Origin of the sequence: Streptomyces fragilis (assembly GCF_003112515.1) — a bacterium.
GTDB lineage: Bacteria > Actinomycetota > Actinomycetes > Streptomycetales > Streptomycetaceae > Streptomyces > Streptomyces fragilis.
The window spans coordinates 123,959-141,315 of the sequence record NZ_BEVZ01000008.1 but is presented as its reverse complement, the minus strand read 5'-3'; the positions used below and the strand labels follow the sequence as shown (position 1 = coordinate 141,315).

Here is a 17,357-nt window from a genome sequence, read left to right as displayed (position 1 = left end):
GTGAAGGAACGCTTCGGCCCGGCGGCCGGAGTCCGGGTGGCCCTGACCCGCCTCCCGGGCACCGGAAGCCGAAGCCCGTGCCGCACCTGCGACACGGACCTCACGTCCGGTGACGTCAGCGGCGGCGGCGACGCCCGCGGCTGCCGCGTCCCCGTCCGCCCGCCTGCAGGCCGCCTCGGCCGTCGGGGGCGGGGCGGTCGGCAGCGACCACCAGGGCGGCCAGCGCGGTGGTCACCGGCACCGAGGCCACCAGGCCGATGGAACCGATCAGGGTGCGCACGATCTCCTGGGCCACCAGCTCGCTGTTGGCGACCGCGCCCACACTGCTCCGGGCGATCGAGAAGAGCAGCAGCAACGGCAGCGCGGCGCCCGCGTAGGCGAGCACCAGGGTGTTGACCACCGAGGCGATGTGGTCCCGGCCGATGCGCAGACCGGCGCGGTAGAGGCCGCGCGGCCCCAGCGAGGGGTTGGCCTCGTGGAGCTCCCAGACCGCCGAGGTCTGGGTGACGGTCACGTCGTCCAGGACGCCCAGCGAGCCGATGATGATCCCGGCCAGCAGCAGGCCGCTCATGTCGATCTGCGGGTAGAGGCCGTGGATCAGGCCGGTGTTGTCGTCGGTGTTGCCGGTCAGGTCGCCCCAGTCGATGAAGACCGAGCCCAGGACGCCGATCAGCAGCAACGACACCAGGGTGCCCAGGACCGCCACCGAGGTCCTGGCCGACAGGCCGTGGCACAGGTAGAGCGCGATCAGCATGATGGCGCTGGACCCGACCACCGCGACCACCAGCGGATTCGATCCCTGGAGGATGGCGGGCAGGATGAACAGGGTGAGGACCAGGAAGCTCACCGCCAGCGCGATCAGCGCCATCAGGCCCCGCAACCGGCCCACGACCACCACGGCCACCGCGAAGATGCCCGCCAGCAGGGCGAGCGGGAACTTCCGGTCCATGTCCATGACCGAGTACTGCAGTTCCTTCGGCGCCGACGGCTCGTAGGCGACGATCACCGAGTCGCCCTCCGCCAACTGCCGGGACTGGTCCTTCTGCACCGTCTCGGTGAAGGTGTGGCCCTCGTCCTTCCCGGAGTCGATGCGCACCGTGGCCAGGGAGCACTCCTGGCCCTTCTGGTTCTGCTGTCCGCAGGGGGTCTTCTCCACCCGGGTGACGGTGCCCTGCTCGGTGTGCCGGTCGAAGCCCACACCGGAGCGCTCGTGGTCGGGCGCCCCGCCGGGCCACAGGACCAGCAGGCCGACGGCGACGGCGGCGGCGAACGGCACCAGGACGGCGGCGATGATCCTCCGCAGCCGGCGGGAGGCCGGTGCGGCGGGCCCGTGCGCGTGACTGTGCCCGTGCCCCCCGCCGGAGCCGTGCCCGTGTCCTCCACCGTCGGCACCGGATCCCCCGCGGGAACCATGCCCGTGTCCTCCGCCGCCGTGTCCGTCGCCGGAACCGGATCCCCCGCCGGAGCCGTGCCCGGATCCCCCGCCGGAGCCGTGCCCGGATCCCCCGCCGGAGCCGGAGCCGGAGCCGGAGCCGGAGCCGTGCTCGTGCCCGTGTCCGCCGGGATCCGGCCGCGTGCCGGGAGCGGAGCCGCCGCCGGCCGGAGACCCGTAGCCGGGTGGCGGCCCGTAGGCGGGACCACCGCCATGACCGGGTCCGGTGCCGTGCGCGTGGCCGGGCGGCATGCGAGGACCGGTGGGGGGACGCGGCGATTCGGGAGGCGGTTGCATGGAGCTCACGGACAGATCATCCCAAGAGTGGCAGGGGCCTACTGTTCACCGCGCCCGGCGAGACGCTAGCGTGGGGCCACCTTTGCACACGCGGGAGCTCGGAGCACCGGGCTGAGAGGACGCTGACCTCCGCACCGCCCCTGATCCGGGGCGGGCAGACGATGTTTCACGGGAAACATCGCCACGGAGACCGCTGCGTCGACCGCCGAACCTGTTACCGGGTAATGCCGGCGTAGGGAGTAGGTCTCATGACCGACAAGGACGCACGCACGCCTGCTCGTTGGCACAAGAGCTATGTCGAGGGCTCCCGCCCCGACATCCGCGTGCCGATGCGGCAGGTCCACCTCACCAATGGCCGTTCGGTGTCGCTGTACGACACCTCCGGCCCGTACACCGACCCGGCGGCGGCCACCGACGTCCGCCGCGGCCTGCCGCCACTGCGGCAGCACTGGATCGTCGCCCGGGGGGACACCGAGGAGTATCCGGGCCGCCCGGTCCGGCCCGAGGACGACGGGATCCGCCACACCTCACCACGTGGCGGCCTGCGGAACCTGGACGCGGTGTTCCCGGGAGCGCCGCGGCTTCCCCGGCGCAGCCGGGAGGGCGGTCCGGTCACCCAGCTCGCCTACGCGCGGCGCGGGGAGGTCACGCCGGAGATGGAGTTCGTCGCCCTCCGGGAGAACGTCTCCCCCGAAGTGGTGCGCGAGGAGATCGCGGCGGGCCGGGCGGTACTGCCCGCCAACGTGAACCACCCGGAGATCGAGCCGATGATCATCGGCAAGCGGTTCCTGGTGAAGGTCAACGCCAACATCGGCAACTCGGCGGTGACCTCCTCGATCGAGGAGGAGGTGGAGAAGATGACCTGGGCGACCCGCTGGGGCGCCGACACGGTGATGGACCTCTCCACGGGCCGCAACATCCACACCACGCGGGAGTGGGTGCTGCGCAACTCGCCCGTGCCCATCGGCACCGTGCCGCTCTACCAGGCGCTGGAGAAGGTGGAGGGCCGGGCCGAGGAGCTGACCTGGGAGATCTACCGGGACACGGTGATCGAGCAGGCCGAGCAGGGCGTGGACTACATGACGGTCCACGCCGGGGTCCGGCTGGCGTACGTGCCGCTGACGGCCGGGCGGAAGACGGGCATCGTCTCCCGGGGCGGGTCCATCATGGCCGCCTGGTGCCTGGCCCACCACAAGGAGAGCTTCCTCTACGAGAACTTCGAGGAACTGAGCGAGATCCTCGCCGCGTACGACGTCACCTACTCGCTGGGCGACGGCCTGCGTCCGGGGTCGATCGCCGACGCCAACGACGAGGCGCAGTTCGCCGAGTTGCGCACCCTCGGGGAACTCGGCCGCGTCGCCAGGCGGTGCGGGGTGCAGACGATGATCGAGGGCCCGGGACACGTCCCCATGCACAAGATCAAGGAGAACATCGACCTCCAGCAGGAGATCTGTGACGAGGCGCCGTTCTACACCTTGGGTCCGCTGACCACGGACATCGCTCCGGGCTACGACCACATCACCTCGGGGATCGGCGCGGCGATGATCGCCTGGTGGGGCACGGCGATGCTCTGCTACGTGACGCCCAAGGAGCACCTGGGCCTGCCCGACCGTGACGACGTCAAGACGGGCGTGATCACCTACAAGATCGCCGCCCACGCCGCGGACCTGGCCAAGGGGCACCCGGGCGCCCAGGAGTGGGACGACGCGCTCTCCGACGCACGGTTCGAGTTCCGGTGGGAGGACCAGTTCGACCTTTCCCTGGACCCGGTCACGGCGCGGGAGTTCCACGACGAGACGCTGCCGGCCGAGCCGGCGAAGACGGCCCACTTCTGCTCCATGTGCGGGCCGAAGTTCTGCTCGATGCGGATCAGCCGGGACATCAACGAGCGGTTCGGCGGCGACGCGGCCGCGGGTTCGCCGGAGGAGATCGCCGAGGGGATGCTCCAGAAGTCCAAGGAGTTCGCGGCACGTGGCAACCAGGTCTACGTGCCGCTGACCGAACGGCCCGAGCAGTTCGAGACCGCGGCGGACTGAGCGTGGACCGGCACGGCGGCGCGCTGCGGCGGACCGGCGCGGCGGATCGAACGCCGACCGGCGCGGCGGACCGAACGCCGACCGGCGCGGCGGACCGAACGCCGACCGGCGCGGCGGCCCGGGCGCGGACCGGTGCGCCGGCGTGCCCCGCCGGCCGGGCGCCTGCGCGCGCCCGGCCGGCGGATCCGCGGTACCTCAGGTGTTGCGGCGGTCCCGGCTGGAGAAGTCGGGGCTGCTGTAGCCCGGGCTGCTGAAGCGGGGGCTGGTCATCCGGCCCGGCTCCCGGCGGGCGCCGGACCGGCCGTCCTGGTCACCCGGCGCCGGCAGCGGTCCGCCCGCCGGGGCGACCCGGGGGGCGGAGGCCGACGCCTTCTCCAGGAAGGGCTGGAGGCCGCGCTCGCGCAGAGCCTCCAGCCACTCCAGGCGGGCCCGTTCCAGGTCCGCGTCCCGCCGGTGCCGGGGCTGCACGTGGTAGGCCCGGGCGCCGTTGCGCAGGGCGGTGACCAGCAGTCCGGCCGCGGCGGTCAGCAGGCCTCCGGCGGCCAGCGCCCCGAACACCCACCCGGCGGTCAACAGGGTCCGTGCCATCGCCGGTTCCGGGGTGAACATCTTCAGCAGGTAGCCGATCAGCAGCAGCACGACCGCCGACGCTCCCGCCAGCAGCGGAGCCAGGACGACGGCCACCGCGCCCGCGCCGGGACCGGAGGCGTCGGCCTCCCGCGGCGCGGAGTTCTCCACGCCGCCGGATTCCGGCTCCCCGGCCGAGTCGGCCAGGCGCCGCAGGCCGTCGCGGAGGTCGAGGTAGTGGCCGTACTCGGCGGCCGCCCCCTGGAGGATCTCGTCGGCGCCGGCCAGGGCGAGCGTGCGCAGCTGCTCGGTGTTCGGCCGCCCGGTGAGCGTCGCCGGGTCGTTGTCGCGCGGGGTCGAGCGCAGCACCTCTTCCAGGGCTCGCTCGAAATCGGGGCGGTCCTCGTTCCGCAGGTGCTGCGGGTGGCTGGTCATGTGCATCCCCCGATGCTCCGTAGGGCTGTGGCTCGGCATGCCGACGAGCCGTCTGGCTGGGACGGAGGGGAGCCTGCTACGGATAGTCCGATGGTAGTGCCGCGGCGGCGGGTGATGACAAGGGGAATTCCGGGAGTTTCCCGGTTTCCTGCCGGATCCGCGCCGGATCCGGCAGGAAATGCGGCGTATGAACTCCCTCGATGTACAGGGGAGTTGATCACTCATCGTGATCAGCAGCCGGGGAGCGGCGGCGGGTGCGCGACGTCAGGCGACCGGCAGGCGGCGCACCAGGAGGGTGCCGGCCATGGTGACGCCACCGTCCATGGCGACGGCCAGGCCGTCGGCGTAGATGTGCGGCCCGTCGATCGGTGAGCGCCCCGAGCCGGATTCGCCGTCCTCCGAGCCGGCCTCGCCCGTGAGGTACGGGATCGGGCTGTGGCCGTGCACGATCCGCGTGCCGCCGTAGGCGTCGAGGAGCTCGCGGGCGGCGTCCACGCCACCGGAGTCGCGGAAGGCGAACCGCTTGGTGAACTTGCGGAAGAGGTCCCACACCTCGTCCGGGTCGTTGCGGGTCAGCGTCTCCCGGACGGTGTCGTTGACCTCCTCGATGGAGGCGCCGAACTCCAGGTACGCGGTGGTGTCGGAGTGGACCAGCAGGTGCCCGTCGACCTCCTCCATGGCGGCCAGCCGGGACATCCACTGCAGGTGGTGGTCGCGCAGGCGGTCCATGTCCGCCGCCTGACCCCCGTTGAGCAGCCAGGCGGCCTGGAAGGTGGCGGTGCCCGCACCGGAGTTGACGGGCGTGTCGCCGTACCGCTTGGCACCGAGCAGGAGGAGCTCGTGGTTGCCGAGCAGCGCCTTGCAGTAGCCGCCCGCGGCCGCCGCCTCGGCCGACAGCCGCATCACGAGATCGATCACGCCGATCCCGTCGGGGCCCCGGTCGGTGAAGTCGCCGAGGAACCACAGCCGGGTGTTGCCGGCCGACCATTCGCCGCTCTCGTCGACGATGCCCTGCTCGTGCAGTGCGTCGAGGAGTTCGTCGAGGTAGCCGTGGACGTCGCCGACGACGTAGAGCGGCCCGGGGGCGGGCTGCCCGGCGGCCGTCGCCTCCGCGGGGCCGGCGGCGGGGGACGGGATGAGCTGCAGCGTGTCGCCGCGGCGGATCACCGGGAGGTCCCGCTCGGTGGGGGTGTACTCGTCGGCGCCGTGGCCGGGGATGTCCTCGGGGGGCACCGAACCGGGGTGCGGTTCCGCCGGAGGCGCGGCGGAGACCGGCGGCACGGGAGGAGGCGGGCTCCCCGCCGCGGTGTGCGGAACGGGTTCGTGGACGTATGCGGGCACCCGGAAGTCGCGCAGCGTCGCCGTGCGCTCCACCTCGGGTCCCCGACCGGCCCCCTGAGTCATCGACCCCTCCACCATCGCGCCGCGTCTGCACCGCATCGGACTGCCTGGTGGCAGCGGCCCGCGGTGCCGTGCGCCCATCATAGGAACGCGGATCGTGCCGTGGGACGACCCAGGGGTGGTGAATCCTGCGGCGCGAGAGGATGACGGACGGGATTTCGGCCGAATCGCACGGTGTGCGCCGGTTGACGCCCCCTGCGGCGGCCGCCGTCCGCCTCGGACCGGGTCCGTCTCCGCGACCGCTCCGCGCTCACCCCACCTGCCTTCCGCCGGGCCACTCCCACCGCGCGCACCGCGTGCGGTCGGCGTCCGCCCCGGCCACCCCTGCCGCACCGGGTGCCGCCGCCCGCTCCTGCTCCGCCCGCCTGCTCCGCCCGACTTTGCTTCCGCCCGCCTCCGCTTCGGCTCGCCGTGGGGCGAGGGGCCGGAGCGGAGGCCGACGGCGTGTCAGCCGGCGCCGGCCGCGCGCGGAGGGCTCACGGTGGTGCGGGCCGGACGTCGCTGGGATGACGCGCGGACGATCAGCTCCGTCGGTATCACCTGCTCGACCGGCTGGTCCGAGGCGACGCCCTCGATGGCGTCGATCAGCAGCTGGACCACCGCCGTGCCGATGCGGCGCGGCTTGAGGGAGAGCGTGGTGATCGGCGGCTCGGTGGCGGCGTAGACCGAGGACTCGCTGCAGCACACCAGCAGCAGGTCCTCCGGCACCCGCAACCCGTACCGCCGGGCGGCCGCCAGCAGGTCCGTGCCGTTGGGGTCGAACAGGCCGTACACCGCGTCCGGACGGTCCGGGCGGGCCAGCAGCCGGTCGGCGGCGACCGCGCCCGCGCAGGGGTCGTGAGCCGGGTAGGCCTCGTAGACCGGGTCCTGGCCGACGCGCTCGCACCAGCGGAGGTAGGCGGTGGTCGACAGCCGGGTGTAGGTGTCCGTGCTGGTGCCGGTGAGCAGACCGATGCGGCGGGCGCCGGCCGCCGCGAGGTGGTCCAGGATGCCCATCACGGCGGCCTCGTGGTCGTTGTCCACCCAGGCCGTCACCGGAAGGGTGCCGTCGGGGCGGCCGTCGGAGACCACCGGTAAACCCTGCCGGGCCAGCTCGGTGACGACCGGATCGTGGTCCGAGGGGTCGATGACCACCGTCCCGTCCAGCGCCACGTTGGACCACACGTCGTGGCGTGAGGTCGCGGGCAGGATGACCAGGGCGTACCCGCGGTCCAGCGCCGCCGACGAGGCCGCCCGCGCCATCTCGGCGAAGTACGCGAACTCCGTGAAGGTGAAAGGTTCATCCCCGTACGTGGTCACGGTCAGGCCGATCAGGCCGGACTTCCCCGTACGGAGGGTTCGGGCCGCGGCCGAGGGGCGGTAACCGAGACGGTCGGCCACCTCACGGACATGGCGGCGGGTGGCATCGGGCAGTCGGCCCTTGCCGTTGAGGGCGTCGGAGACGGTCGTGATGGAGACTCCGGCCGCGGCGGCGACGTCGCGGATCCCTGCCCGGCCCGGTCGGCTGCCCCGGCGGCTGATCTCCGCCCGGTTCACCTGGTGCTTCCCTGCTGCTGTCATGGCGAGCCGATAGTAGGGCTCGAAAGGCAGGCTGGGCCGGATGCATATGCGCCCGTTGACAGGGACGATTCTCCATGGTCATGTGGGCGTAATCACCTTAGAAATCAAGGTGATTGAGTCGCGAAGTCGAGGGACCAGGCCTCTCGGCGGGTGCATGCAATGTGCACCGGAAGGGACCCGCCCCGGCCGCAACTCACCTTCACGGGTGATGCGCGCCAGGGCGCGAGCCACCGGCGCGCGTGATTCTCCGGGTTGCGCCCCTGGTGACCCCGCGGGTTGTTCCGGTGCCCCGGACCGATTCGGCCGTGCCGGTCCCGCGACGGCGGGAGGCTCTTAGGGTGATAGCCATCGGTGCCGTCGGCGCATGAGCCGCCGGCCGTCATGAGGAGGACTGCGGTGAGCGAGACGACCCCCAAACTGCGTGCCGAGCTGGAGGGAGTGCCCTCCTACAAGCCGGGCCGCCCGGCCACGGGAACGGGCCCGGTCGCCTACAAGCTGTCCTCCAATGAGAACCCCTACCCGCCGCTGCCCGGCGTGATGGAGAGCGTGGTGGCCGCCGCCGCCTCCTTCAACCGGTACCCGGACATGGCCTGCACCGGTCTGACCGAGGAGCTGGCGGAGCGCTTCGGGGTGCCGGCCTCGCACGTGGCCACCGGCACGGGCTCGGTGGGCGTCGCCCAGCAGCTGCTGCAGGCCACCAGCGGCCCCGGTGACGAGGTGATCTACGCCTGGCGCTCCTTCGAGGCCTACCCGATCATCACCCGGATCAGCGGTGCCACGCCCGTGCAGGTCCCGCTCACCCCGGGCGACGTGCACGACCTCGACGCGATGGCCGCCGCGATCACCGACCGCACCCGGCTGATCTTCGTCTGCAACCCCAACAACCCCACCGGCACCGTGGTGCGCCGGGCCGAGCTGGAGCGCTTCCTGGACCGGGTGCCGAGCGACGTGTTGGTGGTGCTGGACGAGGCGTACCGCGAGTTCATCCGGGACACGGACGTGCCGGACGGCGTGGAGCTCTACCGGGACCGCCCCAACGTCTGCGTGCTGCGCACCTTCTCCAAGGCGTACGGCCTGGCGGGCCTGCGCGTCGGTTTCGCGATCGCCCACGAGCCGGTGGCGGCCGCGCTGCGCAAGACGGCCGTGCCGTTCGGTGTCAGCCAGCTGGCGCAGGACGCGGCGGTCGCCTCGCTGCGCGCGGAGGACGAGCTGCTGGGCCGGGTCGGCTCCCTGGTGTGCGAGCGCATCCGGGTGGTCGCGGCCCTGCGCGAGCAGGGATGGACCGTGCCGGACACCGAGGCGAACTTCGTCTGGCTGCGGCTGGGCGAGCGGACCATGGACTTCGCCGCGGTCTGTGAGCAGGCGGGCGTGGTGATCCGCCCGTTCGCCGGGGAGGGCGTGCGGGTCACCATCGGGGAGACCGAGGCGAACGACCTCTTCGTCAAGACGGCGGAGGACTTCCGCCGCTCCCTCTGATCCCGGTCCGGTCCGCGAACCGGACGTGCCGCGGCCCGGTGGCCCCTTAGGGAGCCGCCGGGCCGTCGTCGTTCCCGGCGCCCGGCGGAGAGGGGCGCGAGCGTGGAGCGGAGCGTGGGCGAGGGGCGGGTTTCGGCCGGTCCGGGCCGTTAGGGGGGACCCCCCTGTACGGCCGTTCGACCTACATGCTGATAATAGCTTGTGAATGTGAACGCTTTCACAAGCGCGCATGTTCATCCCCCCATGTGCGGATCTGGTGGACCAAAACTCCGCCTCGAGGCACCGCTGTGAAGGAGAACACGTGGACCTCGCCCTGGCACCCGAGACACTCGCCCGTTGGCAGTTCGGCATCACGACCGTCTACCACTTCCTCTTCGTCCCGCTGACGATCTCGCTGGCCGCGCTCACGGCCGGCCTGCAGACGGCCTGGGTCCGCTCGGGCAACGAGAAGTACCTCAGGGCCACCAAGTTCTGGGGCAAGCTCTTCCTGATCAACATCGCACTGGGCGTGGTCACCGGCCTGGTGCAGGAGTTCCAGTTCGGCATGAACTGGTCCGCCTACTCCCGCTTCGTGGGTGACGTCTTCGGAGCGCCGCTGGCCTTCGAGGCGCTGATCGCCTTCTTCTTCGAGTCGACCTTCATCGGGCTGTGGATCTTCGGCTGGGACAAGCTGCCGAAGAGGATCCACCTCGCCTGCATCTGGATGGTGGCGGTCGGCACCGTCCTCTCCGCGTACTTCATCCTGGCGGCGAACTCCTGGATGCAGCACCCGGTCGGCTACCGGATCAACGAGGCCAAGGGCCGCGCCGAGCTCACCGACTTCTGGCTGGTGCTGACCCAGAACACCACGCTCGCCCAGGTCTTCCACAGCCTGGCCGCCGCCTTCCTGACCGGTGGCGCCTTCATGGTCGGCATCGCCGCCTTCCACCTGGCCCGCGGCCGGCACATCGCGGAGATGCGCACCTCGCTGCGGATGGGTCTGGTGACGGTGGCGGTCGGCGGCCTGCTGACCGCGGTCAGCGGCGACGTGCTCGGCAAGGTGATGTTCGAGCAGCAGCCGATGAAGATGGCGGCCGCCGAGGCGCTGTGGGAGGGCGAACGCGGAGCCCCGTTCTCGCTCTTCGCCTACGGGGACGTCGACAAGGGCCACAACACGGTGGCCATCGAGATTCCCGGCCTGCTCTCCTACCTCGCCGACTCGGACCTGGACCACTACGTGCCGGGCATCAACGACATCAACCAGGAGATGCAGGAGAAGTACGGACCCGGCGACTACCGCCCCAACATCCCGGTCGCCTTCTGGAGCTTCCGCTGGATGATCGGCTTCGGCATGGCCTCGCTCGGGGTGGGCGTGCTCGGACTCTGGCTCACCCGCAAGAGGTTCCTGCTCCCCCAGCACCTGCGGACCGGCGAGGACGAGGTGCCGCGCCTGGTCCTGCTGCCGCGCGGCACGGTCCTCGGCCCCCGGGCGACCCGGCTGTTCTGGCAAGTGGCGACCTGGACCATGGCGTTCCCGCTGATCGCGAACGCCTGGGGCTGGATCTTCACCGAGATGGGCCGCCAGCCCTGGGTGGTGTTCGGCGTCTTCCAGACCCGTGACGCCGTCTCCCCCGGCGTCGGCCAGGGCGAGGTGCTCGCCTCGATGCTCCTCTTCACGGTGGTCTACGCGGCGCTCGCCGTCGTCGAGGTGAAGCTGCTCGTGAAGTACGTGAAGGCCGGCCCGCCCGAACTCACCGAGGCCGACCTCAACCCGCCCACCCGGATCGGCGGCGACCCGCAGGACGCCGACCGGCCGATGGCCTTCTCGTACTAGCAGGCAGGAGTCGCCTCGCATGGAACTTCAACTGCACGACGTCTGGTTCGTCCTGATCGCCGTCCTGTGGACCGGCTACTTCTTCCTGGAGGGCTTCGACTTCGGGATCGGCGTGCTCACCCGGCTGCTGGCTCGGGACCGGACCGAGAAGCGGGTGCTGATCAACACCATCGGCCCGGTCTGGGACGGCAACGAAGTCTGGTTGGTGACCGCCGCCGGCGCCACCTTCGCCGCCTTTCCCGAGTGGTACGCCACGCTCTTCTCCGGGTTCTACCTGCCCCTGCTGGTGGTCCTGCTCTGCCTGATCCTGCGCGGAGTGGCCTTCGAGTACCGGGTGAAGCGGTCCGGTGAGCAGTGGCAGCGCAACTGGGAGTCGGTCATCTTCTGGACCTCGCTGCTGCTCGCCACCCTGTGGGGCGTGATCTTCGGCAACATCGTCCGCGGCCTGCGGATCGACCGGGACCTGGAGTACGTGGGCACCCTGGGCGACCTGCTGAACCCGTACGCCCTGCTGGGCGGAGTGACGACCCTCGCGCTGTTCACCTTCCACGGGTCGGTCTTCGCCGCGCTGAAGACCGAGGGGGAGATCAGGGACCGGGCGCGGCGAATGGCGCTGCGGCTGGGCGCCGTCACCGCCGTGCCGCTGGCCTGCTTCCTGCTCTGGACGCTGCTCCTGCGGGGTGAGGCCCCGAGCCTGGTGGCCGCCGTTCTCACCCTGTCCGCCCTGGCCGCCGCGGTGCTCGCCGGACGGGCCGGCCGGGAGGGCTGGTCGTTCGTCTTCTCCGGTCTCGGTGTGGTGGGGCTGGTGGCGGTGTTCTTCCTGGCGCTGTTCCCGGACGTCATGCCCTCCACGCTGGACGAGAGCTGGAGCCTCACGGTCACCAACGCCTCCTCCAGCCCCTACACCCTGAAGATCATGACCTGGTGCGCGCTGGCGGCCACGCCCGTGGTGCTGCTCTACCAGTCGTGGACCTACTGGGTGTTCCGCAAGCGGATCGGCACACGGCACATCGCCGTGAGCCACTGACGGACGAGGTTTCACGTGAAACCGGTGGACCCCCGGCTGGTGCGCTACGCGCGCGCCACCCGCTTCTTCCTGGCCGCGGTGGTGGCCCTGGGCCTGCTCGGGGCAGGACTGGTCGTCGCCCAGGCGACACTGATCGCCGAGGTGGTGGTCGGCGTCTTCCAACGAGGCCTGACGACCGGAGAGCTGGGAACCCCCCTGCTGGCACTGGCCGCCGTCGCCTGCGGGCGGGGGCTGGTCGCCTGGCTGACCGGGCTCGTCGCCCACCGGGCGAGTGCGGCGGTCAAGTCCGAGCTCCGGGGGCGGTTGCTGGCACGGACAGCCGCCCTCGGTCCCGCCTGGCTGGACGGGCAGCGCACCGGGTCGCTGGTGAACCTGGCGACCCGGGGCGTGGACGCCCTGGACGACTACTTCGCGCGGTACCTGCCCCAGCTGGGACTGGCCGTGGTGGTGCCGGTGGTGGTGCTGGCCCGGATCGTCACGGGCGACTGGGTCTCCGCGGCGATCATCGTGGCGACCCTGCCGCTGATCCCGCTGTTCATGGCGCTGATCGGATGGGCCACCGAGGCCCACACCGCACGGCAGTGGCGGTTGCTGTCGCGCCTCTCCGGCCACTTCCTCGACGTGGTCGCCGGGCTCCCGACCCTGAAGGTGTTCGGGCGGGCGAAGGCGCAGGCGGAGTCGATCCGCCGGATCACCGAGGAGTACCGGCGGGCCACCCTGCGCACGCTGCGGATCGCCTTCCTCTCCTCGTTCGCGCTCGAGTTGTTGGCCACCCTGTCGGTGGCGCTGGTGGCGGTCACCATCGGCATGCGGCTCGTCCACGGGGAACTGGATCTTCACACCGGGCTGGTGGTGCTGGTCCTCGCGCCCGAGGCGTACCTGCCGCTGCGGCAGGTGGGGACGCAGTACCACGCGGCGGCGGAAGGCCTCGCCGCCGCGGAAGAGGTGTTCGAGACGCTGGAAACGCCGCTGCCGGTGGCGGGGGACCGGGCGGTGCCGGCGGACACCACGATCACGTTCGAGGACGTCGCGGTGCGGTACCCGGGCCGCTCGGAGGACGCCGTCGCGGACGTCTCGTTCACGGTGGAGCGCGGAGCGGCGGTCGCGCTCACGGGACCCAGCGGCGCGGGCAAGTCCACGCTGCTGCGGGTGCTGCTCGGCTTCACCCAGCCCGCACGGGGGCGGGTGCGGGTGGGCGGCGTGGACCTCGCGGAGATCGACCCGCAGGCCTGGCGGTCGCGGATCGCCTGGGTGCCGCAGCGGCCCCACCTGTTCGCGGCGAGCGTGGCGGAGAACGTGCGGCTGGCACGGCCCGGTGCCGACGACGCCGAGGTGCGGCGGGCGCTTGCGGACGCCGGGGCGCTGGACTTCGTGGACGCCCTGCCGGACGGGACCGGCACGATGCTGGGGGAGGACGGCGCGGGACTGTCGGCGGGGCAGCGTCAGCGGATCGCGCTGGCCCGCGCCTTCCTGGCCGACCGGCCGGTGCTGCTGCTCGACGAGCCGACGGCCGCGTTGGACGGGGCGACGGAGGCGGAGGTCACCGAGGCGGTGCGGCGCCTCGCGGTGGGCCGGACGGTTCTGCTGGTGGTCCACCGGCCCGCACTGCTGGCGGTGGCGGACCGCGTCATCCGGCTGGCGGGGCCGTCCGCGGCGACCGCGGCGAGGAGTGACGTCCGGAGTGGCCCGGGTCCCGTGCCCGGGCCACTTCTGGAGCCCGAAAGCGCCACCGGAGCCGTGCCCGGGCCGGACCGGGTGTCCGCACGCGGTGCGGCGCTCGATGCCGGGGCGGGCTCCGTGGCTGACTCCCTGCCAGGCACGGTCTCGGCAGTGGAGCTCGGGCTCGTGTCCGGGCAGATGGGCCACGTGCGGGCCACCCCGGTGAACGGTGCCGTGCACCCTGCGGGGGCCGAACCGGCGACCTTCGCCGGCGGCGGTCCGGTGGCCGGTGCCGAGGTGCCTGCCGGGGCCGACCCGCTGAGCCGTGCGGTGGCCCCGGTGAACGGTGCTGCCGCCGGACCGGTGGCCGGAGCGGACGGCGGCGCTGGGGCCGCCGGCGTGGGCGGGGTGGTGATCGAGGACAGCACGCGTCCCGAGATCCCGGAGACCCCCGTTGGTGGGCGCGGCGTGCTGCGGCGGGTGCGAGGGCTGTCGGGGGCGCGGCGGGGGCGGCTCGGGGTGGCCCTGCTGCTGGGGAGCCTCGCACTGGGCAGCGCCGTGGGGCTGATGGCGACCTCCGGCTGGCTGATCTCCCGTGCCTCCGAGATGCCGCCCGTGCTGCACCTGATGCTCGCGGTGACCGCGACCCGCGCCTTCGGGATGGGCCGTGCCGTCTTCCGGTACGCCGAGCGACTGGTCTCCCACGACGCCGTGCTGCGGATGCTCGCCGACACCCGGGTCGCGGTCTTCGCACGGCTGGAGCGGCTGGCCCCCGCCGGGCTGCGCGGCGCGCGCAGGGGCGATCTCCTGTCCCGCCTGGTCACCGACGTGGACGCCCTGCAGGACTACTGGCTGCGGTGGCTGCTGCCCGTCGGCGCGGCCCTGACCGTCTCGGCGGGCTCCGTGGCGTTCACCGCCTGGCTGCTGCCCGAGGCGGGCGCCGTCCTGGCCGTGGGGCTGCTGGCGGCCGGGGCCGGTGTCCCGCTGCTGACCGCTGCGGTGGCCCGGCGGGCGGAGGCACGACTGGCGCCGGCCCGGGGCGAGCTGGCCACCCGGGTGACCGACCTGCTGACCGGCACCGCCGAGTCCACGGTGGCCGGCGCGCTGCCCGCCCGGCTCGCCGCCACCCGCACGGCCGACGCCGTGCTGACCCGGATCACCGCGCGCACCTCGTCCGCGAGCGCCCTGGGCGACGGGCTGGTCTCGCTGCTCGGCGGTCTCACCGTCGCCGCGTCCGCGCTGGTCGCCGTCCCCGCGGTGAACGCGGGAAGGCTGGACGGGCTGCTCACCGCGGTGGTGGTACTGACCCCCCTCGCCGCTTTCGAAGCCGTGCTGGGGCTGCCGCTCGCCGCGCAGTACCGGCAGCGGGTGCGGCGCGGTGCCGAACGGGTCTTCGACGTGCTGGACGCGCCGGATCCCGTGCGGGAGCCCGAGCGGCCGCGCCCGGCTCCGGAATCCCCGTTCCCCCTCGTGGTGCGCGGCCTGTCGGCCCGTCACCCGGGGCAGGCCCGGGCCGCGTTGAGCGAGGTTGACCTGGTGCTGGAGCCGGGACGCCGGGTGGCCGTGGTGGGAGCGTCCGGCGCGGGCAAGACCACCCTCGCCCAGGTGCTGCTGCGCTTCCTCGAGCCCGAGGCGGGTTCCTGCACCCTCGCGGGGGTCGACATCCGCGAACTGGACGGCGACCAGGTGCGCCGGGCGGTGGGGCTCTGTGCCCAGGACGCCCACCTCTTCGACAGCAGCGTCCGGGAGAACCTGCTGATCGGACGGAAGGACGCCACCGACACGGAACTCCGGGCGATGCTCGACCGGGTCGGGCTGCTGGAGTGGGCGGGCGCCCTCCCCGAGGGCCTGGACACCCTGATCGGGGAGCACGGCGCACGGCTCTCCGGGGGCCAGCACCGCCGGCTCGCCCTGGCGCGGGCGCTGCTGGCGGACTTCCCCGTCCTGGTGCTGGACGAGCCCACCGAGCACCTGGACCTGCCGACCGCCGACGCCCTCACCGCGGACCTGCTGTCCGCCACGGAGGTCTCCGCCGCCGAGGGACGGTCCACCGTGCTCATCACGCACCGCACCGCGGGCCTGGAGGCGGTGGACGAGGTGCTGGTCCTGGACCGTGGACGGGTGGTGCAGCGGGGGACGTACGCGGATCTCGCGGCGGTCCCCGGCCCGTTCCGCGGGATGGTGGAGCGTGAGGAGGAGGCGGCGCTCCTCACCACCCGGCCCGCGGGTCCTGCCGGCCCGGCGCCTCGGACCCTGGCCCGGGCGGCGGGCTGACCCTCGGGCCTCGGCGGCGCGCGGTTCGGTGGTCCTGGTCCGGCGGCGTGCGGTTCAGGAGTCCCGGTTCGGCGGCGTGCGGTTCAGGGCCCTGGTCCGGTGGCGCGCGGGGCAGGTCCCCCGGCTGCCGCAGAGGTTCCCCCGGGTGCCGTACGGGTTCCCCCGGCCGTACGTCTCCGGCGGGCCAGGTGCGGGTGACGCCGCCAGCATCGCTGACATGCCCTCACCTCGCCGCGCTCTCCCGCTGGTTCCGGTCCTGCTGTGCACCCTGGCCGCGCTGGCCGTGCCACGCGCCGCCGCCGAGGAAGGGAGGGGACTCGCCGGTCCACCGGACGACGGCGGCCTCAGTACGCGGGTGGCGCGGCTGCACCGGGAGGCGGCCCGGGCCACCGACCGGTACGAGGCCGACGCCCGCCGGTTGGTGCAGGAGCGGGCGCGGGCCGGGAAGCTGGACCGGCTGCTGGCCCGCAAGCGCCAGGAGGCCCAGGTGATCCGGGAGGACGTCGGCCGGTACGCCCGGGCCCAGTACCGGGCGGGCGGCGGCCTGCCGGTCACCGCGCAGATCCTGCTCTCCGGGGACGCGCGGTCACTGATGGCCGGTCAGCGGGCGCTCTGGAACGCGGACCTCGCCCTGCAGAACGTGATCGACCGGAGCCGGCGGGCCGAGCGGCGACTCGCCGAGGAGCGCCGGAAGGCAGAGGAACGGCGGCGTCGGCTGGAGAAGCACTCGGCCGAACTGGACGGGACGCGGCAGCGGATCCGGAGCACCCTGGAGGAGGCGCAGGCACTGCTGCAGAGCCGGGCGGACGCCTCGGTCGCCGCCGGCTCGTGCCGGGGGCCGGTGCGGCTGGAGCAGCCGGGCCCGCCGACTCCGGGGACCTGGGTGGCGCCGGTCGAGGAGTACGCGCTGTCCGCCGGGTTCGGCCAGGGAGGAGTCCGGTGGGCGAGCCGGCACACGGGGCAGGACTTCGCGGTGCCGATCGGCACGCCGGTCCGCGCGGTGGGCGAGGGCCGGGTGGTCAGGGTGTCCTGCGGCGGCCCCTTCGGGATCGAGGTGGTGCTCGAGCACCCCGGCGGGTTCTTCACCCAGTACGCGCACCTGGCCGCGGTCACCGTCGACCAGGGGCAGCGGGTGGCGGCCGGACAGTGGATCGCCCAGTCGGGGACCAGCGGCAACTCCACCGGGCCGCACCTGCACTTCGAGGTGCGCGTCACGCCCCGCTCGGGATCGGCACTCGACCCCGTCCCCTGGCTGGCCTCCCACGGAGTGCCGCTCGGCTGAGGCCCACGCCGGACCCCGGGCCACGGCAGGGGTGGACGGCAGGGCAGCGGCCACGGCAGGGGTGGACCGAGGGGCAGCGGCCCAAGGGAGGACGGCGG

The 17,357-nt window shown here is 73.0% G+C and carries 10 protein-coding genes; 6 read left to right on the top strand and 4 right to left on the bottom strand.

Features of this window, described 5'->3' with window-relative positions; all coding sequences use genetic code 11:
- Positions 1 to 115: 115 nt before the first annotated feature.
- Entirely contained in the window at positions 116 to 1,729 is a 1,614-nt protein-coding gene (locus Sfr03f_RS25175) for a YibE/F family protein (protein ID WP_435841898.1), read from the bottom strand.
- Between the two features lie 248 nt (positions 1,730 to 1,977).
- Between Sfr03f_RS25175 and thiC the strand changes: the two genes are divergently transcribed.
- Positions 1,978 to 3,765, top strand: coding sequence for a phosphomethylpyrimidine synthase ThiC (gene thiC, locus Sfr03f_RS25170; RefSeq protein WP_108956393.1), 1,788 nt, complete (start codon positions 1,978 to 1,980; stop codon positions 3,763 to 3,765).
- Between the two features lie 195 nt (positions 3,766 to 3,960).
- On the opposite strand, the gene Sfr03f_RS25165 is transcribed toward thiC, so the two are convergent.
- The 3 genes from Sfr03f_RS25165 to Sfr03f_RS25155 all read right to left on the bottom strand — a co-directional run bounded on the left by Sfr03f_RS25165 (position 3,961) and on the right by Sfr03f_RS25155 (position 7,728).
- Positions 3,961 to 4,773, bottom strand: a complete 813-nt coding sequence (locus tag Sfr03f_RS25165; protein ID WP_245967746.1) for a hypothetical protein — start codon at positions 4,771 to 4,773, stop codon at positions 3,961 to 3,963.
- A gap of 258 nt (positions 4,774 to 5,031) precedes the next feature.
- The gene (locus Sfr03f_RS25160; protein WP_281262851.1) at positions 5,032 to 6,171 is read right to left on the bottom strand and encodes a metallophosphoesterase; all 1,140 of its coding nucleotides are present in this window, start codon (positions 6,169 to 6,171) and stop codon (positions 5,032 to 5,034) included.
- Between the two features lie 444 nt (positions 6,172 to 6,615).
- A complete protein-coding gene (locus Sfr03f_RS25155) occupies positions 6,616 to 7,728 on the bottom strand; it encodes a LacI family DNA-binding transcriptional regulator (RefSeq protein WP_108956388.1) in 1,113 nt (370 codons plus the stop codon).
- Positions 7,729 to 8,124: 396 nt separating this feature from the next.
- Here Sfr03f_RS25155 and hisC point away from each other — a divergent pair, with 396 nt between their 5' ends.
- The 5 genes from hisC (at position 8,125) to Sfr03f_RS25130 (ending at position 17,259) form a co-directional block, all read left to right on the top strand.
- Positions 8,125 to 9,204: a histidinol-phosphate transaminase gene (gene hisC / locus Sfr03f_RS25150; RefSeq protein ID WP_108956386.1), complete on the top strand. Its 1,080-nt coding sequence runs from the start codon at positions 8,125 to 8,127 to the stop codon at positions 9,202 to 9,204.
- A gap of 301 nt (positions 9,205 to 9,505) precedes the next feature.
- The gene (locus Sfr03f_RS25145; protein ID WP_108956384.1) at positions 9,506 to 11,017 is read left to right on the top strand and encodes a cytochrome ubiquinol oxidase subunit I; all 1,512 of its coding nucleotides are present in this window, start codon (positions 9,506 to 9,508) and stop codon (positions 11,015 to 11,017) included.
- A 19-nt stretch (positions 11,018 to 11,036) separates the two neighbouring features.
- Positions 11,037 to 12,044: a cytochrome d ubiquinol oxidase subunit II gene (gene cydB, locus Sfr03f_RS25140; protein WP_108956381.1), complete on the top strand. Its 1,008-nt coding sequence runs from the start codon at positions 11,037 to 11,039 to the stop codon at positions 12,042 to 12,044.
- Between the two features lie 15 nt (positions 12,045 to 12,059).
- On the top strand, positions 12,060 to 15,977 hold the full coding sequence (gene cydD / locus Sfr03f_RS25135; RefSeq protein WP_108956380.1) for a thiol reductant ABC exporter subunit CydD: 3,918 nt from the start codon (positions 12,060 to 12,062) through the stop codon (positions 15,975 to 15,977).
- Positions 15,978 to 16,194: 217 nt separating this feature from the next.
- Positions 16,195 to 17,259, top strand: a complete 1,065-nt coding sequence (locus tag Sfr03f_RS25130; RefSeq protein WP_108956645.1) for a M23 family metallopeptidase — start codon at positions 16,195 to 16,197, stop codon at positions 17,257 to 17,259.
- The last annotated feature ends 98 nt before the right edge of the window (positions 17,260 to 17,357 follow it).